Here is a 23,015-nt window from a genome sequence, read left to right on the forward strand (position 1 = left end):
AGCTCGCCTATCTACCGAAGATCTGAGTCCAGTAGTAGCCGTTCTGCACGAAGCCGAGCCCCATCGTCGTCAGCCCGCAGTTGAGGATGTTGGCGCGGTGGCCGGAGGAGTTCATCCACGCGGTCATCACCTGCGCCGCGGTCCGCTGCCCCTTGGCGATGTTCTCCGCGCCGGGGCTCGGGTAACCGGCCGCCTTCGCCCGGTCGACGAACGTGCGGCCGTCGAGGCTGGTGTGCGAGAAGTAGTTCTGCGCCGACATGTCCGCGCTGTGCGCCTGCGCGGCCTGGTTGAGCCGGGCGTCGAGCACCAGCGGCGCGCACCCCGCCTTCGCCCGCTCGTCGTTGGTGATCGCCAGGACCTGGCCCGCGGCGGACGGGTCGACCGGGGGTGGCGGCTGGGTCGTCGTCGGCTTCGGCGGCGTGGTCGTGGGCTTGACCGTCGTCGTGGTGGTCGTCGTGACCGGTGCGGACGAGGACGTCGTGGTGGTCGTCGTCGGGGTCGTGCTCACCGACGACAGCGTCGTGGGCGTCGTGGTGGTGGACTCGGCGCTCGGGTCCGCCGTCGTGCCCTCGACCAGCGCGATCTGGCGATCGAGTGACGCCTCATCGGGGGAAGCGAGGGTCCCGTCGCCCACGCTGGGTGCGGTCGCCAGGGTGGCCACTCCCGCCGTGCCCGCCCCGACAGCCAGGGCTACGAGCACGGCGGGCACCAAGCGGGTACGGCGACCGCCGGAACGGTGTCCACGTGTCACGGTTTGGCAACGTACCACTAATGGGTGACGTCGCCACCGTCGGTCACGAAGTCGGCGAGGGCGGCGGCGTGGTCGTCGTGGTCGTGGTGGTGACCGGCGGCGGGGTCGTGGTGATCACCGGCGGCGTGGTCGTCGTCTGACTCGGCGTGCCGGGGTTGGGCGGCCGGGTCGTCGTGGTGGTGGTCCGACCGGGCCGCTTGGTGGTCGTGGTGGTGGTCGTCGTCCCCGGCTCGGTCGTCGTGGTGGTCGAGTCCGTGGTCGTCGGGTCCGTCGTGGTGGTGACGTCCGTGGTGGTGGCGTCGGTCGTCGTTGTCGTGGTGGGGGTCGTGGTGTGCGTCTGGTTGACCGTGACCTCGGCGCCGGGGGACTGGGCGTCCTCGCCGTCACCCGCGGCGAACGCGGCCACGGCGGCGAACACGGTCGCGCTCACCACGCCCGCGACGCCCAGGATGGCGAACGGGGACCGGCGGTTGGCCGGGCTGTCGTCCGGGAAGTCCAGGTCGTTCGCGTGGTCGGGATCGGTCGCGGGGTCGTCAGCGCGGTCGTCGGCTGGCTCGGACATGCGGTCCTACCTCCCTGACCCGTCGGCAAGGCGGGCCACGGCGCGGCAAGCTATCACCCGCTCCGGTGAACGCGAACGGGCACCCGTCGCAACGGCGGTTCCCGGCGCGAGGTGTTCACGCACAGTTCGGTCGGCGAACCGCCGCCGTCCGTTGTCGATGACTTGTCTGTACAGGAACCTACCGCGGTACTCGCCGGACCGAGTCCATGGAGGAACCCCTTGCGGCGAACACGACTGCCAGCCCTCACCACCGCCCTCGCCGTCACCGCGGCTGCCTTGATCGCCCCCGCCCTGGCCCCCACCGTCGCCGTCGCGGCGGCCAAGACGCCGAAGGTGCTGGTCATCGGCATCGACGGCCTGCTGTTCGACAAGATCGCCCCGGCTGACGCCCCCACCCTCGACAGCCTGATCGCGTCGGGCTCGTCGAGCAAGACCGCCCTCTACGCGCCCCCGTTCGCGCCCACCCTGTCCGGGCCAGGATGGGCGACGCTGGCCACCGGAACTTGGCCAGACAAGCACCGCGTGCTGAGCAACAGCTGGGGCACCTCGACCAACCTGGCGACCTACCCGGACTTCCTGACCCGCGCCGAGCAGGCCAGGCCCGCGCTGTCCACCTTCGCGGCCGCCACCTGGGACCCGCTGGTCAACGACTCGGCGGGCAAGGCGATCTTCTCCAGCGCGGTCGACGCCAGGGCCAACGGCGCCAACGACACCGACACCACCAACCAGACCGTGGCCCGGTTGCGCGACGTCGGCCCGGACGCGAGCTTCGTCGTCCTCGACGACGTCGACGCAGCGGGCCACAACTGCGGTGCCGCGACCACCTGCTACCTCGACGCCATCGCCGCGACCGACAAGCGGGTCAAGCAGTTCGTCGACACCGTCCGCGCCCGGTCGAACTACCCGAACGAGGACTGGACGTTCCTCGTCTCCGCCGACCACGGCCACACCGACGCGGGCGGTCACGGCGGCAACTCCACGCCGGAGCGGTCGTCGTTCATCATCCGCAGCGGCCCCGGCACCACCCCCGGCACGCCCGCGGTCGCGCCGAAGAACGTGGACGTGGCCCCGACGGTGCTGTCGCTGCTCGGCGTCGCGATCCCGGCGGCGCTCGACGGCCGGGTGCTGGGCACCGCGACCGGCGACCCGTTCGACGGCCTGGTCGGCTCCCTGCAGGCCAGGGTCGACGAGACCGGGATCCCCGCCTCGGTGCGCGGCTGGACCAAGACCACCCCGGCAGGCTGGACGATCGACAACTCCGCCATGGGCACCGGCGGCGTGACCGAGTGGCGCGGCTGGTCGTTCGCCACCGACGAGTTCTGGACCAGGACCGAGGCGGGCCAGAGCCGGGAGAGCAACGTCCGCGCCCGCGGCGTCTTCGCCGTCGCCGACTCCGACGAGTGGTCGGACAAGGCCACCTCGGGCACTTACACCAGCGCGCTGACCTCGCCCGCGGTGTCGGTCGCTGGTAAGAGCACGCTCAAGGTCGGCTTCAGCTCGCACTACCGCAAGGAGGGCAACGAGACCGCCACGGTCACCGTCTCCTTCGACGGCGGCGCCGCTCGCACCGCGCTGACCTACACCGGTGACGCCATCGCCAAGATCGAGTCCCTCTCGATCGCCGTCCCCGCGGGCGCCCAGTCCGCCAAGATCACCTGGCGCCTCGCCAACGGCGCCAACAACTGGTACTGGGCGGTCGACGCCCCGACCTTCACGACCTCCTAGTCACTACGCGGATGATCTCCGACACCGGCCCGTGCGACCATGGGCCGGTGTCGGGGATTCCCGCGGTCCGGTTGACCGCGTTCGTGCGGGGACACGTCCAAGGGGTGGGTTTCCGCTGGTGGACGCGGTCTCAGGCGTTGCGCCTCGGGCTCGTCGGGTGGGCGCGCAACACCGACGACGGGCGGGTCGAGGTGGTCGCCGAGGGCGCCCGGCAGCCCTGCGACGAGCTGCTGGTCGCGCTGCGTTCGGGCGAGAGCCCCGGGGCCGTCACCGCGGTCGTCGAGAGGTGGGATGACCCGAAGGGGAACCTGCGGGGGTTCGTCGAGCGTTGAAGTGACCGGGTCCACAGTGAACCAACCGGCTTCGGGAGGCGTAAGCCCTGAACGTGGGGAGCCCGGGGCAGGACGACGAGTTCGTCCGACAGCTCTACAGCCGATACCGGCGACCGCTGCTCGGCTACGTGCTGCGCGCGGTCGGCGGTGACCACCAGCGCGCCGAGGACGTCGTGCAGGAGACACTGTTGCGGGCATGGCGACACGCGGAGTCGTTGGAGGCCGACAAGGCAGGCCCCTGGCTCTACACCGTGGCCAAGAACCTGGTGATCTCCGGTTACCGCAGGCAGAGCGCCCGGGTGGCCGAGGTGCCGATCGACGACGCCGACTGGCCGCGCGCCGGTGACGAGTTCGAGCAGGTGCTGCAGGGCTGGCAGGTCGCCGAGGCCATGCGGGTGCTCTCCCGCGACCACCGCGCGGTGATCGCCGAGTTGTTCTACCGCCGCCGCACGGTCGCCGAGGCGGCCAAGGTGCTCGGGGTGCCGCCGGGCACGGTCAAGTCCCGGTCGTTCTACGCGCTGCGCGCTCTGCGCGACGCGTTGGAGGAGCGTGGGGTGACCGAGCTGTGACCTGTTCGCACACCCTGTCGCTGGGTGCGTACCTGCTCGGGGCACTGGACCCGGTGGAGCGCTCCGCCTTCGAGGCGCACGCCGCGCGCTGCGCCGACTGCCGCACTGAACTCGTCCGGCTGGCCCCGCTGCCCGGCCTGCTGCACCGCATCTCCGCCGCGGACTTCGAGGACACCCCCGAGGTGCCCGCGGACCTGCGCGGCGGTGAGCCCCCCGCCTGGTACGAGGAAGAACCGGTCACCGAGCTCGCCCCGGCCGTCACCCTGGTCCCCGGTGCCCTGGTCCCCGACGCCCTGATCCCCGATATCGACGCGCCCCGGAAGGGCCGCAGGCTCGCGCTCATGGCCGCCGCCGCGGCCGTGGTGGTCGCGCTCTCGGTGGGCGGGGTGCTGGTCTACGAGGCGCTGCGCGGCCAGGAGAACCAGCCGCCGCTCACCGTCAGCTGGTCGGCGACCGACCAGGCCAGCGGGGTCCGCGCCGATGTCGACCTGACCGACCGCGCCTGGGGCACCGAGGTCAAGATCCGGCTGCACGACGTGCCGCCGGGCAAGCCGTGCAAGCTGGTGGTGCGCGGCCGCGACGGCTACCGCGAGGTCGCGGGCTGGTGGGCGACCAGCTACGGGCAGGGCGAGTCGATCCCCGGCAGCACCTCCATCGACCTGACCCGGATCTCCCGGGTCCAGGTGGTCACCGACGACGACATCGTGCTCGTAGACGTCCCTCCGCCCTCCTGAACAGAGTCCCTCCGCCCTCCTGAACAGAGTCCCTCCGCCGTCCTGACCAGCCGTGGCAGCCGGTATGGCCCCGCCTCCCCGGAACGGCCCGCCCGCACGGGTAGTCTCGGCCGGATAACGGCGGCTCGTCGTCCCCCGGAGCCTCACCTGAAGGGTCTCGACTCGTGCACCTCAAGAGCCTGACGCTGAAGGGGTTCAAGTCCTTCGCCTCGGCGACGACGCTCAAGTTCGAGCCGGGCATCACCTGCGTCGTGGGCCCCAACGGCTCCGGTAAGTCCAACGTGCTCGACGCGTTGCGCTGGGTGATGGGTGAGGGCAGTGCCAAGGGCCTGCGTGGCGGCAAGATGGAAGACGTCATCTTCGCGGGCACCGCCGGTCGCGCCCCGCTCGGCCGCGCCGAGGTGACCCTGACCATCGACAACGCCGACGGCGCGCTGCCCATCGACTACACCGAGGTGTCGATCACCCGCCGGATGTTCCGCGACGGCGCCAGCGAGTACGAGATCAACGGCCAGGGCTGCCGCCTGATGGACGTGCAGGAGCTGCTGTCGGACTCCGGCATCGGCCGCGAGATGCACGTCATCGTCGGGCAGGGCCAGCTCGCGGCGATCCTGGAGTCCAAGCCGGAGGAGCGCCGCGCGTTCATCGAGGAGGCCGCTGGCGTCCTCAAGCACCGCAAGCGCAAAGAGAAGGCCATCCGCAAGCTCGACGCGATGCAGGCCAACCTCACCCGGCTCAACGACCTGACCGCCGAGCTGCGCCGCCAGCTCAAGCCGCTGGGCAAGCAGGCCGAGATCGCCCGCAAGGCGCAGACCACCCAGTCGGAGCTGCGCGACGCCCGGCTGCGGCTGCACGCCGACGACCTGGTCACCCAGCGCGGCGACATCGCCCGTGAGGAGGCCGACGAGGCGACCTCCCGCAGCAAGCGCGCCGAGGTCGAGCAGGCCCTGGAGATCGGGCAGGCCAGGCAGACCGAGCTGGAGGACGCCCTCGCGGTCGACCAGCCGAAGCTCGCCGCCGCCCAGGAGACCTGGTACCGGCTCTCCGCGCTGGAGGAGCGGCTGCGCGGCACCGTCCGGTTGGCCGTCGAGCGCGCCAGGCACCTGTCGGCCGCGGTCGAGGCGCCGCGCGGTGGGCGCGACCCGGAGGAGCTCGAGGAGGAGGCCGAGCACACCGCGATGCGCGAGGCCGAGCTGTTCGAGGCCGTCGCCGAGGCCCGCTACACCCTGGCCGAGGCCACCGAGCGGCGGGCCGAGCTGGAGCGGATGGTGCAGGCCGCGGAGAAGGCGCACCTGGCCGCGGTCCGCGCGATCGCCGACCGCCGCGAGGGCCTGGCCAGGCTCGGTGGGCAGGTCGAGGCGCTGCGCAGCAAGGCCAACGCCACCGACGAGGAGATCGAGCGGCTCTCCTTCACCCTCGGCGAGGCCCGCGAGCGCGCCGAGATCGCCGCCGAGGAACTGGCCATCGGCCAGGAGGAGTCCGGTGTCGAGGACACCGACGACGTGGCCCTCGCCGAACGCCACACCCAGGCCACCGCGTCCCTGGACGCCGCGCGCGCCAGGGTCGAGGAACTGGTCCGCGCCGAGCGCCAGGCCGAGAAGGACATCGCGTCCTGGCGGGCCAGGGTCGACGCGCTCTCGCTCGGCCTGTCCCGCAAGGACGGCGCCGGGGCGCTGCTCGCCGCGTCCGGTCGCCTGCCGGGACTGCTCGGGTCGGTGGCCGCGCTGCTGACCGTCGAGACCGGGGCCGAGGCCGCGCTGGCCGCCGCGCTCGGACCGGTGGCCGACGCCGTCGCGGTGTCGGACCCGGAGGGCGCGCTGGAGGCGCTGCGCCTGCTGCGCAACGGTGACGAGGGCCGGGCCGGGATGCTGGTCGGCGGCCCCGCCGTCCCGCTCGACCGCGCGGGCTGGCCCGCGCTGCCCCCCGGCGCCAGGTGGGCGGTCGACCTCGTGCGCGCCCCCGACGCGCTGGTGCCCGCCGTGCACCGCGCGCTGGAGAGGATGGCCGTGGTCGACGGGCTCGCCGAGGCGCGGGCCCTGGTCGCCGACCACCCCGAGATCCGGGCGGTGACTCGCGAAGGCGACGTCCTCGGCGCGTACTGGGCGGTCGGCGGGTCGGAGAAGGCCCGCAGCGTCATCGAGGTCCAGGCCGCCGTCGACGAGGCCAACGCCAAGCTCTCCGCCGCCGAACGCGCCGTCGAGCAGGCGTCCGCCGCGCTGGAGGGCGCCCGCGCCGAGCAGCAGGCCCGCCGCGCCGACGTCGACGCGGTCAAGGAGGCCCTCAACGACGGCAAGGTCCGCGCCGCCCGCTCCGCTGAGCGCCTCAACCGGCTGCGCGCCGCCGTGCGCTCCGCCGAGGCCGAGGTGCAGCGCGCCGAGCACCAGCGCGGCAAGGTCGAGCAGGCCCGCGCCGACGCGCTGACCAGGCTCGCCGAGCTGGAGGAGCGGCTCGCGGTCGTCGAGCAGGAGCACTCGGTCGACGACGAGCCCGACTCCAGCGAACGCGACGAGTACACCGCCTCCCTCGCCTCCGCCAGGCAGGAGGAGATGGAGAGCAGGCTCACCCTGCGCACCTCCGAGGAGCGGCACCGGGCGTTGCAGGGCAAGGCCGACCAGCTGCGCCGCGCCGCCCGCGCCGAGCGCGAGGCCCGCGAGCGCGCGTCGAGGGCCATGGCCTCCCGCAAGCGCGGCGCCACCATCGCCACGGCCGTGGTCGAGGGCGGTGAGCTGGCCCTGGAGCGCATCGCCCGGTCGCTGGCCCGCTCCGCGCAGGACCGCGACACCATCCAGGCCCAGCGCGCCGAACGCGAGCGGGTGCTCGCCGACGTGCGCGGCAAGGTCCGCGAGCTGGGCACCGAGCTGGAGAAGCTGACCGACGCCGTGCACCGCGACGAGGTGCTGCGCGCCGAGCAGCGGCTGCGGCTCGAACAGCTGGAGATCCGGATCGCCGAGACGTTCGGCATCGGCCTCGACGACCTGGTCACCGAGTACGGGCCGACCGTCCCGGTGCCGCCGAGCCCGGGGGAGCTGGCCGAGTACGAGGCGGCCAAGGAGCGCGGCGAGGACGTGACCCTGCCGCCGTCGACCCCGTACGACCGCGAGACCCAGGCGCGGCGGGCCAAGCGCGCCGAACGCGACCTGTCGCTGCTCGGCAAGGTCAACCCGTTGGCGCTGGAGGAGTTCGCCGCGCTGGAGGAGCGCTACAAGTTCCTCTCCACCCAGCTCGAAGACCTCAAGGCGACCCGGCGCGACCTGCTCACCGTCATCAAGGAGGTCGACGACAAGATCCTGGAGGTCTTCGCCTCCGCCTACGAGGACGTCGCCCGCGAGTTCGTGACGGTGTTCAACGTGCTGTTCCCCGGCGGCGAGGGCCGGATGATCCTCACCGAGCCCGAGGACATGCTGGTCACCGGCGTCGACGTGGAGGCCCGCCCGCCCGGCAAGAAGGTCAAGCGGCTCTCGCTGCTCTCCGGCGGGGAGAAGTCGCTGGTCGCGGTGGCCATGCTGGTCGCCATCTTCCGCGCGCGGCCCTCGCCGTTCTACGTGATGGACGAGGTCGAGGCCGCGCTGGACGACACCAACATGCGGCGGCTGATCGGGCTGCTCGAACAGCTGCGGGCCAGCTCTCAGCTGATCATCATCACCCACCAGAAGCCGACCATGGAGATCGCCGACGCCCTCTACGGGGTGAGCATGCGCGGCGACGGCATCACCCAGGTCATCTCGCAGCGGCTGCAGCACCCGGGCCGGGCCATCGCCGGGGCCGCCAAGATCGCCGAGGACGCGACCCGCCGCGCCGCGGAGCAGGCCGCCGCCGCACCGGAGAACACAGCACCGCACAACGCAGCACCGGAGAACACAGCACCGCACAACGCAGCACCGGAGAACACAGCACCGGAGAGCGCTGCGCTGGAGAACACCGCACCGGACGGCACCGCGCCGGAGCCCGTCGCGGTGCAGGCGGAGGGTGCGGCGCCCACCGAGCCGCCCACCGAGGCCGAGTCGGGTGCCGCGGTGGTGGCGGTGGCGATCCCGGCGCAGGGCGCGACCGCGGAGCGGGCCGACCACGGCGACGCCGAGGGCGCCACCGCGTCGTCCTAGCGAGTGTCCTGACAGGACTCCCAGAACGTGGGAAAGCCCCGACCGCCGTGGCGGTCGGGGCTTTCCCGTCGAGAGGTGCCGCGGTCGCTCAGGCCGGGTAGCCCGGCGCCGGGGGCGCCTGCGGCGGGACGGCCTTGCGCGAGTTGGTGAAGGCCAGCCCGGCGGCGACGGCGGACACGATGGCCGCGATCAGGCCGAGGTAGAGGCCGAAGCCCGCGCCGACGGAGATGCCGCTGTCGCCGAGGCCGTAGCTCGACGCGCTGGGCAGGGTCAGCCAGCGGATGAGCAGGATCACCACGGCCGCGGCGGCGAGGCCGAGCCAGATGGTGACCAGGTTCGGCACCGCGGTGCCGACGTGCGGCAGCACCAGGATCACCGCGGCGGCCACCAGCAGCAGGATCGGCAGCCAGCCGCCGATGCCCAGGCTCCACGCGCTCGCCGACTGGTCGAAGCTCGCGAAGCCCAGGCTCGGGCCGTCGTAGGACACCGAGTACCACGAGAAGAAGCTGAAGATGAACGCCAGCGCGCCAGCGCCGATACCCGCCCACTCGATCGGGGTGACGCGCTTGGGGTCGAAGTTAGCCATCGGCAGGGGCCTTCCTGGAGAACTCTGGGGGTCGCACGCACGCACCCGCGCGCACGTGCGGGTCGCGGTGAGGATCGCACAAAGTATGGTCTGATCCGATCGTTTCGCAAATAACGGGACCGTCTCGGGTCGACGAACGCGGCCTTCCGGACCACCAACGGTGCCCATCGGGGCGCTCCCGGCTGAAAACGGTCACTGCCAGCGGCGACGCGGTCGCGGTGCGCAGCCGGACCGTCCACTTGGTGCGGTGGGCGCCGGGGCGCCGGTCGCGCGCACCGCTCGCCTGCTGGGCGCGGGCGGTAATCCAGTCGCGCTGGGCGGTACACGGCGTTCACGCTTTCCGGTATGTACGAGTTCCGTTCCGCGACCGAGGCCGACCTGGCCGCCGCGGTCGACCTGGTGGCCCGGCTGCAGGCCGACCCGGGGCACCACATCGGCTACCACGGGACCACCGAGGACGAGGTGGTCGAGGAGTTGACCCGGCTGACCCCGGACTGGGCCGGTGGCGCCGTGGTCGGCGTCGACGCGGCCGGGGCGGTGCGGGCGCTGCTCAGCGCCGAGGTCGACCCCGAGCTGGGCCGGGCCTGGCTGTACGGGCCGTTCGTCGACGTCCCCGCCGACCACCCGGCCGTCCGCCAGCTCTGGCACAACACCGCCGACGACCTGCTCGACCTGGTCACCGCGCGGCCGCGGCTGGTGGGCGTCACCGATCTGGAGCTCTACGGCCACCGGCGCAACCGCAGGCTCGGTGACTTCGCCGCGCGCCACGGGTTCGCCGCCGGGTCCGCGAGCCGCGTGTTCACCCTCACCGGCGCCGCGCTGCGGTCGGTGCTCATCAGCGCGGCCGAGCAGGCGGTGGGACCGGGCAAGTTGGACGATGACGCCACTACGCGCGCCCAGGTGGTCGACCTGCACGAGCGCTGTTTCCCCAACCGCACTATCAGCGGTGAGCAGTTGGTCGACGGGACTCGCGGCCACACGGTGGTAGTGCTGACGGGTGCCGACGGCGTAATCGGCTACGCGGCTGGGTTCTTGCAGCAAGAGGAGTTCTACGTCGACTACGTCGCGGTCGATCCCAACATGCGTGACGCGGGCGCGGGCCGTGCGTTGGTGCGGGCGCTCCTGCGCACCCTCGCCGCGGAGCAGGGCGCGCGGTGCCAGGCGGCGGCGGTGGTCGCGTTGGGCAACGACGCCTCCGAGCGGATGTTCACCGCGCTCGGCTTCACCCTCCACCTGGAACTGGTCGCCTACCGGCTGCGGTGATCGGCGGTTATCGTGGCGCCGCCCGTGATCAACTCTGGCGAGGAGTGCCGCATGCCCAACCGCCGACAGGTCCTGACCCTAGGTGCCGCGATCGTCGCCTTCGACGCGCTCGGCGTGGGGTGGGTGACCCAGGCCCAGGCCGACACCGGTGCGGCGGGCTTACCCGTGCCGCGGCTCGACGGTGACCTGGTCACCGATGTCGCCGCGCTCACCGAGGCCGCCGACGACTACGGCCAGATCGCGCACCGCCGTCCCCGCGCGGTGTTACGGCCCGGATCGGTGTCCGATGTGGTGAAGGTGGTGCGGTTCGCCGCGGAGCACCGGATCCCGGTGGCGGTGCGCGGGCAGGGGCACTCGACGTTCGGGCAGGCGCAGGCGCCCGGTGGCGTCGTCATCGATTCGCGGACCCTGGCGACCGTGCACCGGGTCTCGGCCCGCGGTGTCGTTGTCGACGCTGGAGCCACCTGGCTGGAGGTGACCAAGGCAGCGCTGGCGGCAGGGTTCACCCCGCCGGTGGCGACCGACTACCTGGGACTCTCGGTGGGCGGCACGCTGTCGGTCGGCGGCATCGGTGGCGCTACCTCGCGGCACGGGCTGTTGGTGGACACCGTGCGGGAGTTGGAGGTCGTGACCGGCGAGGGCAAGGTGGTCCGGTGTTCGTCGACCGTCGAACGGGACCTGTTCGAGGCCGTGCTCGGGGGCCTGGGCCAGTACGCCGTGATCGTCCGCGCGACCCTGGACCTGGTGCCCGCGCCCACCACGGCCCGGATCTACCACCTCTCGTACCCAGACCTGCGCTCTATGACTGCCGCGCAGCGGATCGCCCTCGCCGACGGTCGATTCGACTACCTAGAGGGGCAGGTGGTGTGGTCCGGGACTGGTTGGACCTACCTGCTTGAGGGCGGCGTCTACCACTCCGCGAAGGCCCCGGACGACAAGGCTGTCGTGCGCGGTTTGCCCATTGCCGCGAAGACAGAGATCACGGGCATGCCGTACTTCGAGTGGCTCAACCGGGTCTACGCCGTCGTGGAGCAGTTGCGGCCGCTGAGGTTCCCCAACCCGTGGCTCAACCTCTTCCTCCCCGACCGCGCCACCGACTCCTACATCGAGAACCTGCTCGCGGAACTCACCCCGGCCGACACCGGCGGCGGCCCGATCCTGCTGTACCCGTTCACCCGCAAGCGCCTCACGCGTCCGATGGTGTCGGTCCCCGACAGCCCTGTCGTGTTCATCTTGTCCATCCTGCGCGTGGTAGCCCCACCGGACGAGGCAGTGGTCCGGAAGCTGTTGGTGGACAACCGGTCCGCCTACGACAAGGCATTGGCCGTTGGCGGCACCCAGTACCCGATCGGCTCTATCCCGAGCCAACCGGGTGACTGGCAACGCCACTACGGCTCTGCCCATGGTCGTGTCCGCCGTCTGAAGAACCGGTTCGACCCCCGCGGCATCCTCGCGCCGGAGCAGGGGATCTTCTAGACAGCGCTGTCGGTGCGGTGGCGCAGGGAGAGCAATCCGCCCACGACTAGCGTCACCGCCACCCCCAGCGGCGTGTACCAGGGGAACGCGAGCGCCACCGAGTCGCCGCGCGCCTTGGCGAAGTCGACGCCGAGGAACTGCCCGGTGGCCTTGCTGAACTTCATCCCCAGGATCACGAACGCCATCACCGCCACCGTCACCACGAACGCGACGATCGCGTCGACCTGCCGGGCCTGTTTCGCCACCAGCCCGAGGACGAACGCGCCGAGCAGCGCGCCGTAGGTGTAACCGGTGATGGCCAGCGCTGTCTCGACGATCGGGTTCTTGGTCGTGGTGAACATCGAGGCGAAGACGATAAGAGCGCCCGCCCACACAACCGTCCACATACGACCCATCCGCAGTGCCTCGGCGTCGGTCAACTCCCTGCGCACCACCCGCTGGTACACGTCGGTGACGGTGGACGAGGCAAGCGCCCCCAACGACGAGCTCAACGCGGCCGCGAGGATCCCCGCGATGACGAACCCGGACAGGCCGCTGGGCAACTCGGTGACGATGAACGAGGCGAACAACTCGTCGCCGGTGGTCAGGCCCAGCCCGGCCACCGGGTCCAGGCCGCGGTAGAACGACCACAGCATGGTGCCGATCAGCAGGAACATCGCGAACTGCAGGAACACCACCACACCGCTGGCGATCAGTGCCTTCTGGCCGGCCCGCACGTCGTTGCAGGCCATGAGCCGCTGCACCACCAGCTGGTCGGCGCCGTGAGAGGCCATCGACAGCACCGCGCCGCCGAGGATCGCCGTGACGGCGGCGTACTGGTTGCTCAGCGGTGCGGAGGTGAAGTTGAACAGCTGCGTCTTACCCGCGTCGACCGCCGCGCCCAGCCAGCCGTCCGGTAGCCGCCACGCCAGGACCCAGATCACCGCGACACCGCCCAGGACGTACCAGAGCATCTGGATCGCGTCGACCCACACGACCGCGCGAACCCCACCGAAGAACGTGTACGCCACCATCGCCACGCCCAGCACCGCGACGATCTGCCAATAGGCGGCATCCACGCCGTAGGCCGATAGCACTACCTTCACCGGGATCGCGGTCGCGAACAGTCGCACCCCGTCGGCGAGCAAACGGGTCAACAGGAACGTCACCGACGCGGTCGCCTGCAACCCACCCCCGAACCGCTGCCCGAGGAAGTTGTAGGCGGTGGTCATGTTCCCGGCCACGTAACGCGGCAAGAGGACGAAGGCGACCACGGTTCGTCCGATGACGTAACCGATCGCCAGTTGCAGGTACGTGAAGGCGCCGAGGTAGGCCACTGTCGGCACGCTCAGCACTGTCAGCGTGGACGTCTCGGCTGACACCACCGACAGGCAGGCCACCCACCACGAGATCTTGCCGTCCCCGACGAAGTAGTCCTTCGCGGAGCGCTGTTTGCCGCCGATCAGCACCCCCAGCAGCGGCATGCCGATCAGGAACACCACGATGATCGCGAGGTCGAGCACGCGCACGGCAACGGCTCCCGCCGGTCGGAGGGCTGGGCAGGGTAGGGCTGGGCTGGACCGACGACGGGCGCCGGGGCACGGTCGACGAAGGTCACCGAGGGCTTATTGGACCATGCCGGACGCGGCCCCGGCCGGTGTCCGGCACCCCGGTACCGGGGGATGCGAGGATGGCCCGGTGTCGAACACCCTGATCGTCGTCCTCGTCGTCGCGCTGGCGCTGCTCGTCGCCGCCCTGGTCACCGGGGTGCTGCTGGCCAGGCGCAGGCGGATCAGCCTGGACAAGCCGAAACCCGAGGTGGCCGAGCGGCCCAAGGGCGGTGGCTACCAGGCTGGCGGCGGGATCAGCCTGGCGCCGGGTGGGCAGCAGGCACCGCCGCACCCGGCGGGCGAGCGGACCGAGGTGGACGGCCAGCCCGGTGTCAGCGACGACGCCTCGGTGCCGCGCGACTCGCCCAAGCGGCCGATCGTCGACATCACCCTCCCCGACACGACCGCGCCGACCACCGCGCCGGACGCCGCCGACACCCCGGACGCCGCCGACACCCCGGACGCCGCCGACACCCCGGACGCCACCGAGCCCGCCGAGCCGGTCCAGCCGGTGCTCCCGGTGCTGCCCGAGGTGGTCGTCCCGGAGCCGATGCCGGTCATCGTCCCCGAGCCCGTGCGCCCCGAGCCCGAGCCGGTCGAGGACATCGCGCCGACCAGCGGCCGCCTGGAGCGCCTGCGCGGGCGCCTGGCCCGCAGCCGCTCCACTCTGGGCCAGGGCCTGCTCGGCCTGCTCGGCGCCGGTGACCTCGACGAGGACTCCTGGACCGATGTCGAGGACACCCTGCTGCTGGCCGACCTCGGCGCCACCACCACCGAGGAGATCGTCCAGCGGCTGCGCACCGAGCTGGTCTCCCGCGGCGTCCGCACCCCGGACCAGGCCCGCGCTCTCCTGCGCGAGGTCCTGTTCGACGTGCTGCGCCCGGAGATGGACCGCGCGGTGCGCGCCCTCCCGCACGGCGATGGTGACAACAAGCAGCCCGCCGTCGTATTGGTCGTAGGAGTCAACGGCACCGGTAAGACCACCACCACGGGCAAGCTCGCACGCGTTCTTGTCGCTGACGGGCGTTCTGTGGTCCTCGGTGCCGCGGACACGTTCCGCGCCGCGGCCGCCGACCAGCTCCAGACCTGGGCGGACCGCGTGGGCGCCCAGGTCGTCCGCGGCAAGGAAGGCGCCGACCCGGCCGCGGTGGCGTTCGACGCGGTCAAGCTCGGCCGGGAGAGCGGCGTCGACACCGTCCTCATCGACACCGCGGGCAGGCTCCACACCAAGACCGGCCTGATGGACGAGCTGGGCAAGGTCAAGCGGGTGGTGGAGAAGCAGGGCGAGGTCGACGAGGTGCTGCTCGTGCTCGACGCCACCACCGGCCAGAACGGCCTCACCCAGGCCCGCGTGTTCGGCGAGGTCGTCGACGTCACCGGCATCGTGCTCACCAAGCTCGACGGCACCGCCAAGGGCGGCATCGTCTTCCAGGTGCAGCGCGAGCTGGGCGTCCCGGTCAAGCTGGTCGGGCTCGGCGAGGGCGCGGACGACCTCGCGCCGTTCGACCCCCGCGCGTTCGTCGACGCCCTTCTCGACTGAACAGCCCGGCTGGACTGACAGCTCTCCCGGACCGGTCAGCGGGAAACACCCACCACACGAATGGGTGACTCTCCTCCATCTGGATGAGGACAGCGGCGGCCCGCTGCTGCACCGTGTCCGGCCGTGGAGCTCATCAAACTCTGGCTCGTCGACGACCACACGCTGCTCACCGAGGCGCTGACCGCGCGGCTCGCCGCGTTCACCGACCTGTGGGTGGCGGGCCGCAGCGCCAGCGACGACCCGAGGTTGGGCGCCAGGCTGGCTCAAGAGCGGCCGACGATCATCACCGTCGAGCCGGACGCGGTCCGGGTGCCGCAGGCCGAGCTGTTCGCGACCCTGCGCGCGGCGGCGCCCGAGGCGCGGCTGGTCGCGCTCACCGGGAGCAAGGACCCGGCTCGCGCGCTGGCGGCGGCCAGGGCCGGGGCGGACGCGTGGATCTCGAAGGCGTCGGGGATGGCGCACCTGGTCGAGGTGCTGCGCGGGGTGGCCAGGGGCGACGCGTGGTTCCCGCCGCGGCTGCTTGGCACCGTGCTCCGCGGCCTGCGGGACGACCTCCGCCGCGGCGCGGATGGTCCGCTGGACGCGTTGTCCGGTCGGGAGCGCGAGGTGCTGGAGTGCATGGTCGACGGCATGCGCGGTCCGCAGATCGCTGCCGAGTTAGGACTGTCCACTAATACCGTTCGGACACACACCCACAGTGTCTACGCCAAACTTGGTGTGCACAGCCGATTGCAGGCTGTTAGTGCTGCCCGCGCCGCCGGCCTCTTGCCCCGCGCGAAGGATCCCGTCCAGACGTCGTAGGTCGCCTCATCCAGCGGGGTGAGCCGGTTTAGTCCGTCGGAACCTACGGTCGCCTCGTCGGATTGGCTGGGGGTGGCGTGGTGGGCGGCGGCGGACCGGTGCCGAGGTGATCCCGGCGTGGGTGTTGGCGGTTGTCACCGTCGGCGTGGGGTTCGCTGTTGCCGCGGTCCTCGGGGTGGTGCGCAGGGACCGTGAACACGGGTCGTCGTCGGTCGACTCGACCTCGCGCGTGCACCGCTCGGTCGTCGTGCTCATCAACGGGCGCGAAGAGGACTCGCCTGTCGCGATCGAGGCGGCCGAGAAGTTGGTCGCGCGCGAGGACATCTACGTCGGCACGGTGCCCCCCGAGGGCTACGAGTACGTGCTGCTGCTTGAGCCCGATCACCGACCGGACCCGCGGTTCCTCGACCGCACCATGCCGCTGTTCGATGACCCCGACGTCGTCGGTGTGGCCGGGTACGCGCGTGTGGACTGGCGTGGTCCGTGGGTGCTGTCCGCGTACCGCGCGCGGGCGTTGGCGTTGGGTCAGTGGTTGCTGACGGTCGCCAGGACCCGTCCACGTACCGAGGTCGCACGGTTGTCGCCGAGCCCGGCGCGCCTGTTCCGCACTCGCGTACTCGCAGGCATCGACCTCGGATCCACCCTCTCCCAACAGATCTACCGCCGTCGACTGGGTCGTGTCCTCGTCGTTCGCGGGGCCATCGTGGACATTACGGCCCCAGCGGGCCTGGGGGAGTACTGCGCGCAGGTCAGCACCTGGGCACGGGACTTCTGGCGAAGCTCTTGGCGTAACCGGTTCCCCCGAGGCACACCGGCCTTCGCGGCCGAGACAGCTATCGCCTCGGCCTTGTGGTTGGCGCTGCCTGTCCTGGTTGTCACCGGCGTGGTCACTATCCCGGCGTTGCTCCTGGGCGTGTTCCTGCCCGACCTCCTGCTGACACTCGTATTGGCGTTGCGGCAGCGTGAACCCCGATACCTGCCTGTGGCGCTCTTACTGCCATTCGTCCGCGTCCTCGACGCGAGTCTCGTGTTCCTCGCGCTCCTGCCGCGCCGCTCGGTGGCTGTGGCCGGTTGGCTGGTCGCGGTCGCCTCCGCTGTGGTGTTCGTGTTCCGCGTGCACGTCATGGCCGCTCGACTGCCCGTCACCTCACTTGAGCCTGGCTTGGTCGACGCGGCCTACTCGCGGGTGGCGGGACTACAGGGCATCCCGGTCGCCTTCGACATGTGGGCGACCACCCTCCAACTCGTGCTCTACGGCGGCGTCAGCGGATCCTTCAACCGTTACGACACAGTCCTGACCGGCGCCCGCGAGGCATCGGTCGCCGCCGCCGCAGTGCTGGCCCTCTGCGTTGTGCTCACCGCGGCTGTTCTTCGTCTACACCCGTTGTTGGTGTCCGCGGTGCTGGTTGTCTGCTGCGCCAGCGCCCAACTGTTCGCCACCGCAGGACCGCGCACGTTCGCCGCCGCGTGGCTCGGTATCGGCGCGCTCGCACTTGCTGGGGCTATCACCCGCCGTACCGCCAAGCTCATCCCAGCCGTCATCATCGCGGCGATCGCGGTAGTCCTGACTGTCCTCCCGAGCCCCCTCGCGGTCGTTGTGCCGGGCTTGTTCGTGGCCGCGTTGTTCGGCGTGGCGATCCTGCTGGACAGGCTTCCGCGCGCTGCCCGCCCCGCGTTCGCGGTAGCGACGCTGGCCGCCGTAGCCGCCGTCGCCTTGAGCGTCCCGGCGGTTCGTCCGGTAGCGCCAACGGCCGACCACCGAGCGATCGCCGACTGGCTCGACTCGAACGCGACCGGCGATCTCGACCTCTCCGCGCCGCCGCTGCTGTGGTCCGACCTCACCAGGGACCTCGCCGACAAGGACGGCCGCGTCCGCCGCGGCGGACCCGCCGCGCTCGCCGTCGACGGTCCGGGGCTGCCGGTCGCGACCTTCCCCGGCGCCACCGTCAGCCTCACCGCGGGCGGCGCGGGGTTCGTCGGCGACGGCAACCGGGCGGTCGCGGGCGCGGACCTGGCCGCGAACAGCAAGATCACCGCGCCCGACCCGGTCCTGGTCGCCTTCGGCACCGGCCGGGTCGACTTCCGCGCGATGGCCGTGCTCGCCGAGATCAGCGCCCAGTTCCCCATCACCATCGCCGAGGTGGCCAACCCGGCGCCGGAGGCCGGGTCCGAGCTGCCGCTGCGCACCGTCGTGCTGTCCGCTGTGGACGGCCGCCCGGTCACCGACCCCGCGGTCGCCGCCGAACTCCGCGCCTGGTTCACCGCGCAGCTGCCGCCCTACGCCCCAGACGACTTCCGCCTCACCGACCGGGGGTTCGCCGTGTCCTGGCGCCTCTCCGGTGACCCCGTGCCGAACTGAGAGAAGGACCCGTCCGATGCGCCCCACACTGATCCTGCTCGTAGCGGCGATCCTGACCGCCCTCGGCGTCACGCCCGCCCACGCCGCTAGCGGTACCTACCTCCGGTTAGCGCACCTTTCCCCCGATACGCCGAACGTCGACGTCACGGTCACGAACTTCGCCAGACCGGACTGGTCGGTGAAACTCGACGGTGTCGGTTACGGCGCTGTCTCCGGCTACCAGCGAGTGGAGCCGGGCACCTACACGATCGCGATGCGCGCCGCGGGCGCCGACCCGAAGTCCCCGCCGGTCATCTCCGCGACCCTCCAGGCCACCGAGGGCCGCGCCTACACCGTGGCCGGGCTGGGCAAGTTCACCTCGCTCGCGCTGAAGGTCCTCGACGACGACATCACCCTCCCGCCAAGCGGGCAGGCGCGGATGCGTGTCGTCAACGCCGCCCCCAAGACCGGTGAACTCGACATCGACCGGGCAGGCGTACCGGTGATCGAGCGCGCTGTCTTCGGCCAGGCGACCAACTACACCCTTGTCCCGGCCGGTGCCTCCGTGCTGAAGGTCGTCCCGAGGGACGCCACCCCCACCGACCTCCCGGTGAGCCTCGACCCCGGTGGCGTCTACACGGTCCTGGTCCTGGAGAAGAACGGCGCGCTCACCACTGAGGTCACCGCTGACGCCAAGGGTGCCGAGGTAGTCCCAACCGGCGGTGTTGAAACCGGTAAAGGCGGGACCAGCCCCACCGTGTTGCTCACCCTCGGACTGCTCGTCATCGCAGGAGCGGCAGGCGCGCTGTTCACCACGATGGTGCGCAGGCGCGGATGATCGGTCGGGTCGCTGTCGGCGCGCTGGGTGCGATCGTCGTGCTGTTCTGCTTCGCCGTGACCGGCGAGGCGGAACACCCGCGCGCGATCAGCCCCGCCGCCGTCACACCCACCGCGCCGACCTGGTCGGTAGCGACAACGACGACCGCTACCGCAGCCGACCCCAGGCCGGTCCGACTGCGCATCCCCGCGATCGGCGTCGACACCGCGCTAGTCGACATCGGCACAGACAACACTGGCGCACTCATCCCACCCGTTGCCGCAGACATCGCGGGTTGGTTCACCGCGGGACCGGTGCCCGGTGCCGTCGGCCCGGCCCTGCTCGCCGGGCACGTCGACTCCCACGCCGGACCCGGCGTGTTCTTCCGGCTGGTCGACCTGCGCCCCGGTGACCGCGTCGAGGTCGACCGCGCCGACGGCACCCGCGTCACCTTCGCCGTCGCGGCCACCACCCGGGCACCGAAGACGGCGTTCCCCACCGACCTCGCCTACGCGCCCGTGCCGGGCCCCGAACTGCGCCTGGTCACCTGCGGCGGAGCCTTCGACCGCGCCGCGCGCAGCTACCGGGACAACATCATCGTCGAGGCGTACCAGACCCTCGGGTGACCGGTCCGTCACTCCACGTCAGACAATTCGCCGGAAAAAGTGCGCCATCCGGGTGAACCGTTGCGCCGTCCGCACCGAATACAGCGAAACGCGCGACTCCTGCGCGCCGATCTCGCGAGTGGACTCCCCGCAGGAGGTGCCGGATGGACTGGCCAGAGGACCGCCGGATCGGACCCGGGCGGCGCGGCACCGACCGGGTGCGCCCGTTCGGGGCCGACCAGGACGTCCTGCACGACATCGGCCACGAGTTGGCCACCCTCGCGCTGCTGACGGAGTCCGTGCTCGGCGCCCCCGGGCTGGCCGAGGAGACCAGGACCAGGGTCGCGCTGATCGAGTCCCAGGTGGCCAGGCTCGTCGACCTGGTGCGCGGGACCCCGGCGACCACCCGGGTCGACGTGCGCGCCCTGCTCGGGCAGGTCGTCGCGGTCGCCGCCGCCGCGGGCGCGCCGGTCCGGCTCGCACCGGGGGAGCCGGTCACCGTCGACCTGGACCCGGCCGTGCTGTGGCGGGTGGTGTCCAACCTGGTCGCGAACGCGGTCCGCGCGGGCGGCGAGGTCACCGTGGTGGTCGTCGGTGCCGACCCGCTCGTGGTCGAGGTCGTCGACACCGGCCCCGGGTTCGGGGCAGGTCCACCGGGTCGTTCCGGCCGTGGCCTCGGCATCGTGGACGGTCTGGTGCGCTCGGTCGGCGGAGTCGTCCGGATCACCCCGCGGCTACCGACCGGTACGCGCATCCGGGTGGCCTTCGGCGTCGTTGAGCCAACCGACGGCACCCCGGAGGCGACATGACGGACCTGCTGCTCTGCGACGACCACACCGTCTTCGCCGACGCGTTGAGCACCGTGCTCACCCAGCACGGGTTCACCGTGCGCGGGGTTGCCGCCACCGTCGCGGGCGCTGTCGCGGCCCTGCGCGGCCTCAAGCCCGACCTGTGCCTGCTCGACCGCACGCTCGCCGATGGCGATGGCGTCGACGCGCTCGGTGAGCTCATCAAGGCCAGCCCCCACACGAAGATCCTTGTGCTGACCGCCGACGACAACCCCGACACCGTCGCCCGCGCGTTAGAGGCAGGCGCGGTCGGGTACCTGCACAAGACCGGCAGCGTCACCGCCCTAGCTCAGGCGCTGCGGCGCGCGTTGAACGGCGAGGTCGTAGTCGAACTACCGAACCGCGTCAGCCGTTCGCGTTCACCGGAGATCGGCGACGCCCAGCGCCTCGCCGCGCACCTCACCCCCCGCGAACGGCAGTGCCTGGCGCTGTTGGTCGAAGGGGCCAGCACCGTGGCCATGCAGCGCCGGATGGGCATCTCCTCGACCACCGTGCGCACCCACATCCAGGCCCTGCTCACCAAGTTGGGGGTCCACTCGCGCCTGGAGGCGGCCTCGTTCGCCGTCCGCAACCGCCTCCTGGTCGATCCCCCGCACCGGGCCACCGGGACTTGAACGCCCGACGGTGATCCAACTGTCTGAATCGGCCGGACGGGGTCACTATGGACCCATGCGGACGACCCTCGACGGCGCCCTGATCGCCGGTCTCGTCGCCACCCTGGCCGAGACCGCGCCGGAGGCGTCCCCCGTGGACAGCCGGGCCGCCGCCAGGCAACCCGCGCACACCTGCCTGGTCCCGGTCCAGGACGCCACCGACGACCTCCCGGCCCGCTGGGGCGCCCTGGCCGCCGAGGCGCTCGCCGAACACGCCCCCGACCCGGCCGCGCTGGCCGGGATCGTCGGCATCCCCGCCGCGCTCGCCGCCACCGTCCACGAGCGGGTGCGCGACAGACTCGGCACCGACCCGGTCGAGGACGTCCGGATCGACCTGGCCCGCCGCGAACACGACACCGGCGACGCCGACGCCGCCAGGGCCGCCGACCTGCTCGGCCGCTGGGGCCTGGCCGAGTCCGGCCTCCGGGTCCGCTCGTTCGCCACCGCCGAGTCGTTCCGCCGCGCGGTCCGCTCGCTCGACCTGTCGATCACCGCCCTGGGCAGGCCCGTCACGCTGACCCTGCCCGAGGTCACCTGGACCGAGCAGGTCAGGGTGATGGTGGGCCTGCTGGAGGTCCTCGAGCGCAGGCTCGGCATGGCCGACGGGGCGCTGCGCTTCGAGATCGGCGTCGACACCGCGCGCGCCGTGGTCGACCACAGCGGCCGGTGCGCGGTGCCCGCCCTGATCGCGGCAGGCCAGGGCCGGGTGTCCGGGCTCGTGTTCGGCGCCGACACCTACGCCGCGACCTGCGGGCTGACCGACGCCGACGTCGACCACCCGGTCTGCGACCTCGCCCGGCACGCGATCCTCATCGGCGCCGCCGGTAGCGGTGTCCGGCTCTGCGACAGCCCCACCACCCTCTTGCCGGTAGGGGACGCCGTCGTCGAAGGCTGGCGTAGGCACTACAAGCAGGTGCGGCGCTCTCTAGCGCTCGGGTTCCCGCAAGGAGTCGACATCCACCCGGCGCAGCTCGTCTCGCGCTACGCCGCCGTGTTCACACACCGGCTGGAGACTCACAGCGAGGAGAGCCTCGCCAACCTCTCCTCGGGAAGCTGACGGGGACAAGAGACGCACTTGGGTCCGCCGGTCGCCTCGTAGATCAGGCAACAGGAACCGCGACGGACGTAATCGCGACCATTGACGTTCACGAATCGCGGCGTCGGCAACTCCGGTACGTCTTCCGCCAGCGACAGCGCCACCTCCTTCGCACCCCCCGACCACAACACGCGGTTCGCCAACGAGTCCGTGGCCACCGCCCACAGCGTGGGGACCCTCGCCCCGGTCACCTCGGCCACCGCCTCGATCACCGACTCGAACACCGCGCCCACCGCGACACCGGGGGAGGGGCACAGGGAGTCCGAGGTGGCCGCCAGGATCCGGCCGTCCTCGTGCAGGTGCAGGGTCACCGCCGCCGGGTCCAACGCCAACCCGGTCACCACCAGCGACTCGACCGTCGGCGCGGGCAGCATCATGCTCGCCGAGTACCACCAGAGCACACCCAGCACCGGCAGGTCCCCGCACCGGTACATCCGCCCGGCCGCGCGGATCTGCTCGGCGACCCACCCGACGTCGGTCGCCAGCGCCACGGGCGTCGGCGTGAGCCCGGAGGTCTCGGCGCCGACGTGATAGGGCAGCCGCGTGGCCACGGCGACGTAGACCTCGATCACCCCGCTCATCGCCGACCACGTTACCCGTTACCGAGCGCTCACCACTCGTGAGGGAAAC

Annotated in this window: 20 protein-coding genes; 15 read left to right on the plus strand and 5 right to left on the minus strand. The window is 71.9% G+C overall.

The features are described 5' to 3' along the window. Window positions 1-7: 7 nt before the first annotated feature. The gene (locus CLV68_RS24640; RefSeq protein WP_246010081.1) at window positions 8-751 is read right to left on the minus strand and encodes a CAP domain-containing protein; all 744 of its coding nucleotides are present in this window, start codon (window positions 749-751) and stop codon (window positions 8-10) included. A 43-nt stretch (window positions 752-794) separates the two neighbouring features. Beyond that, window positions 795-1,313, minus strand: a complete 519-nt coding sequence (locus CLV68_RS34795; protein WP_211346749.1) for a hypothetical protein — start codon at window positions 1,311-1,313, stop codon at window positions 795-797. 219 nt (window positions 1,314-1,532) lie between these two features. Between CLV68_RS34795 and CLV68_RS24650 the strand changes: the two genes are divergently transcribed. The 5 genes from CLV68_RS24650 to smc all read left to right on the plus strand — a co-directional run bounded on the left by CLV68_RS24650 (window position 1,533) and on the right by smc (window position 8,773). Further along, a complete protein-coding gene (locus CLV68_RS24650; RefSeq protein WP_121393255.1) occupies window positions 1,533-3,038 on the plus strand; it encodes an alkaline phosphatase family protein in 1,506 nt (501 codons plus the stop codon). A gap of 11 nt (window positions 3,039-3,049) precedes the next feature. After that, window positions 3,050-3,370, plus strand: a complete 321-nt coding sequence (locus CLV68_RS24655; protein ID WP_121393256.1) for an acylphosphatase — start codon at window positions 3,050-3,052, stop codon at window positions 3,368-3,370. A gap of 53 nt (window positions 3,371-3,423) precedes the next feature. Continuing rightward, complete coding sequence (locus CLV68_RS24660) at window positions 3,424-3,939, plus strand: sigma-70 family RNA polymerase sigma factor (RefSeq protein WP_092776587.1); 516 nt, start codon at window positions 3,424-3,426, stop codon at window positions 3,937-3,939. Continuing rightward, complete coding sequence (locus tag CLV68_RS24665; protein WP_121393257.1) at window positions 3,936-4,673, plus strand: anti-sigma factor family protein; 738 nt, start codon at window positions 3,936-3,938, stop codon at window positions 4,671-4,673. Before CLV68_RS24660 ends, CLV68_RS24665 begins: the two co-directional genes overlap by 4 nt. A 164-nt stretch (window positions 4,674-4,837) precedes the next feature. Continuing rightward, window positions 4,838-8,773: a chromosome segregation protein SMC gene (gene smc, locus CLV68_RS24670; protein ID WP_121393258.1), complete on the plus strand. Its 3,936-nt coding sequence runs from the start codon at window positions 4,838-4,840 to the stop codon at window positions 8,771-8,773. Between the two features lie 88 nt (window positions 8,774-8,861). Here smc and CLV68_RS24675 read toward each other — a convergent pair whose 3' ends face one another. Continuing rightward, complete coding sequence (locus CLV68_RS24675) at window positions 8,862-9,359, minus strand: hypothetical protein (RefSeq protein WP_121393259.1); 498 nt, start codon at window positions 9,357-9,359, stop codon at window positions 8,862-8,864. Window positions 9,360-9,704: 345 nt separating this feature from the next. On the opposite strand from CLV68_RS24675, the gene CLV68_RS24680 reads away from it, so the two are divergent. Both CLV68_RS24680 and CLV68_RS24685 read left to right on the plus strand, forming a co-directional pair. After that, on the plus strand, window positions 9,705-10,622 hold the full coding sequence (locus tag CLV68_RS24680; protein WP_121393260.1) for a GNAT family N-acetyltransferase: 918 nt from the start codon (window positions 9,705-9,707) through the stop codon (window positions 10,620-10,622). A gap of 51 nt (window positions 10,623-10,673) precedes the next feature. After that, complete coding sequence (locus CLV68_RS24685) at window positions 10,674-12,098, plus strand: FAD-binding protein (protein WP_121393409.1); 1,425 nt, start codon at window positions 10,674-10,676, stop codon at window positions 12,096-12,098. Here CLV68_RS24685 and CLV68_RS24690 read toward each other — a convergent pair. Continuing rightward, entirely contained in the window at window positions 12,095-13,606 is a 1,512-nt protein-coding gene (locus CLV68_RS24690) for a sodium:solute symporter (RefSeq protein WP_121393261.1), read from the minus strand. The two genes, CLV68_RS24685 and CLV68_RS24690, sit on opposite strands and share 4 nt — an antisense overlap. A gap of 169 nt (window positions 13,607-13,775) precedes the next feature. Between CLV68_RS24690 and ftsY the strand changes: the two genes are divergently transcribed. The 8 genes from ftsY to CLV68_RS24730 all read left to right on the plus strand — a co-directional run bounded on the left by ftsY (window position 13,776) and on the right by CLV68_RS24730 (window position 22,346). Beyond that, window positions 13,776-15,227, plus strand: a complete 1,452-nt coding sequence (gene ftsY / locus CLV68_RS24695; protein ID WP_121393262.1) for a signal recognition particle-docking protein FtsY — start codon at window positions 13,776-13,778, stop codon at window positions 15,225-15,227. Between the two features lie 123 nt (window positions 15,228-15,350). Beyond that, window positions 15,351-16,028, plus strand: a complete 678-nt coding sequence (locus CLV68_RS24700; protein ID WP_121393263.1) for a response regulator transcription factor — start codon at window positions 15,351-15,353, stop codon at window positions 16,026-16,028. Between the two features lie 121 nt (window positions 16,029-16,149). Continuing rightward, window positions 16,150-18,387, plus strand: coding sequence for a glycosyltransferase family 2 protein (locus CLV68_RS24705; RefSeq protein WP_147460151.1), 2,238 nt, complete (start codon window positions 16,150-16,152; stop codon window positions 18,385-18,387). Between the two features lie 16 nt (window positions 18,388-18,403). Then, complete coding sequence (locus CLV68_RS24710) at window positions 18,404-19,204, plus strand: DUF4397 domain-containing protein (RefSeq protein ID WP_121393265.1); 801 nt, start codon at window positions 18,404-18,406, stop codon at window positions 19,202-19,204. Further along, complete coding sequence (locus tag CLV68_RS24715; RefSeq protein WP_121393266.1) at window positions 19,201-19,809, plus strand: class F sortase; 609 nt, start codon at window positions 19,201-19,203, stop codon at window positions 19,807-19,809. The genes CLV68_RS24710 and CLV68_RS24715 overlap by 4 nt, the downstream gene beginning before the upstream one ends. A gap of 143 nt (window positions 19,810-19,952) precedes the next feature. Further along, window positions 19,953-20,597, plus strand: coding sequence for an ATP-binding protein (locus CLV68_RS24720; RefSeq protein ID WP_121393267.1), 645 nt, complete (start codon window positions 19,953-19,955; stop codon window positions 20,595-20,597). Continuing rightward, window positions 20,594-21,250 (plus strand): response regulator, encoded by a 657-nt coding sequence (locus CLV68_RS24725; protein ID WP_121393268.1) that lies wholly within the window; start codon window positions 20,594-20,596, stop codon window positions 21,248-21,250. The genes CLV68_RS24720 and CLV68_RS24725 overlap by 4 nt, the downstream gene beginning before the upstream one ends. A gap of 55 nt (window positions 21,251-21,305) precedes the next feature. Then, complete coding sequence (locus CLV68_RS24730; RefSeq protein ID WP_121393269.1) at window positions 21,306-22,346, plus strand: DUF6986 family protein; 1,041 nt, start codon at window positions 21,306-21,308, stop codon at window positions 22,344-22,346. On the opposite strand, the gene CLV68_RS24735 is transcribed toward CLV68_RS24730, so the two are convergent. Then, a complete protein-coding gene (locus tag CLV68_RS24735; protein ID WP_121393270.1) occupies window positions 22,304-22,966 on the minus strand; it encodes a (2Fe-2S)-binding protein in 663 nt (220 codons plus the stop codon). The genes CLV68_RS24730 and CLV68_RS24735 overlap by 43 nt on opposite strands. Window positions 22,967-23,015 lie beyond the last annotated feature (49 nt).

This window comes from Actinokineospora cianjurensis (assembly GCF_003663795.1).
GTDB classification, from domain to species: domain Bacteria; phylum Actinomycetota; class Actinomycetes; order Mycobacteriales; family Pseudonocardiaceae; genus Actinokineospora; species Actinokineospora terrae.

Excerpts from the sequence above, each read along its gene's own strand:
- CLV68_RS24730 (WP_121393269.1), top strand. The coding sequence starts at position 21,306 with ATGCGGACGACCCTCGACGGCGCCCTGATCGCCGGTCTCGTCGCCACC.
- CLV68_RS24725 (WP_121393268.1), top strand. The coding sequence starts at position 20,594 with ATGACGGACCTGCTGCTCTGCGACGACCACACCGTCTTCGCCGACGCG.
- CLV68_RS24685 (WP_121393409.1), top strand. The coding sequence starts at position 10,674 with ATGCCCAACCGCCGACAGGTCCTGACCCTAGGTGCCGCGATCGTCGCC.
- CLV68_RS34795 (WP_211346749.1), bottom strand. The coding sequence starts at position 1,313 with ATGTCCGAGCCAGCCGACGACCGCGCTGACGACCCCGCGACCGATCCC.
- CLV68_RS24720 (WP_121393267.1), top strand. The coding sequence starts at position 19,953 with ATGGACTGGCCAGAGGACCGCCGGATCGGACCCGGGCGGCGCGGCACC.
- CLV68_RS24675 (WP_121393259.1), bottom strand. The coding sequence starts at position 9,359 with ATGGCTAACTTCGACCCCAAGCGCGTCACCCCGATCGAGTGGGCGGGT.
- CLV68_RS24655 (WP_121393256.1), top strand. The coding sequence starts at position 3,050 with ATGATCTCCGACACCGGCCCGTGCGACCATGGGCCGGTGTCGGGGATT.
- CLV68_RS24735 (WP_121393270.1), bottom strand. The coding sequence starts at position 22,966 with ATGAGCGGGGTGATCGAGGTCTACGTCGCCGTGGCCACGCGGCTGCCC.
- CLV68_RS24710 (WP_121393265.1), top strand. The coding sequence starts at position 18,404 with ATGCGCCCCACACTGATCCTGCTCGTAGCGGCGATCCTGACCGCCCTC.
- CLV68_RS24715 (WP_121393266.1), top strand. The coding sequence starts at position 19,201 with ATGATCGGTCGGGTCGCTGTCGGCGCGCTGGGTGCGATCGTCGTGCTG.
- CLV68_RS24680 (WP_121393260.1), top strand. The coding sequence starts at position 9,705 with ATGTACGAGTTCCGTTCCGCGACCGAGGCCGACCTGGCCGCCGCGGTC.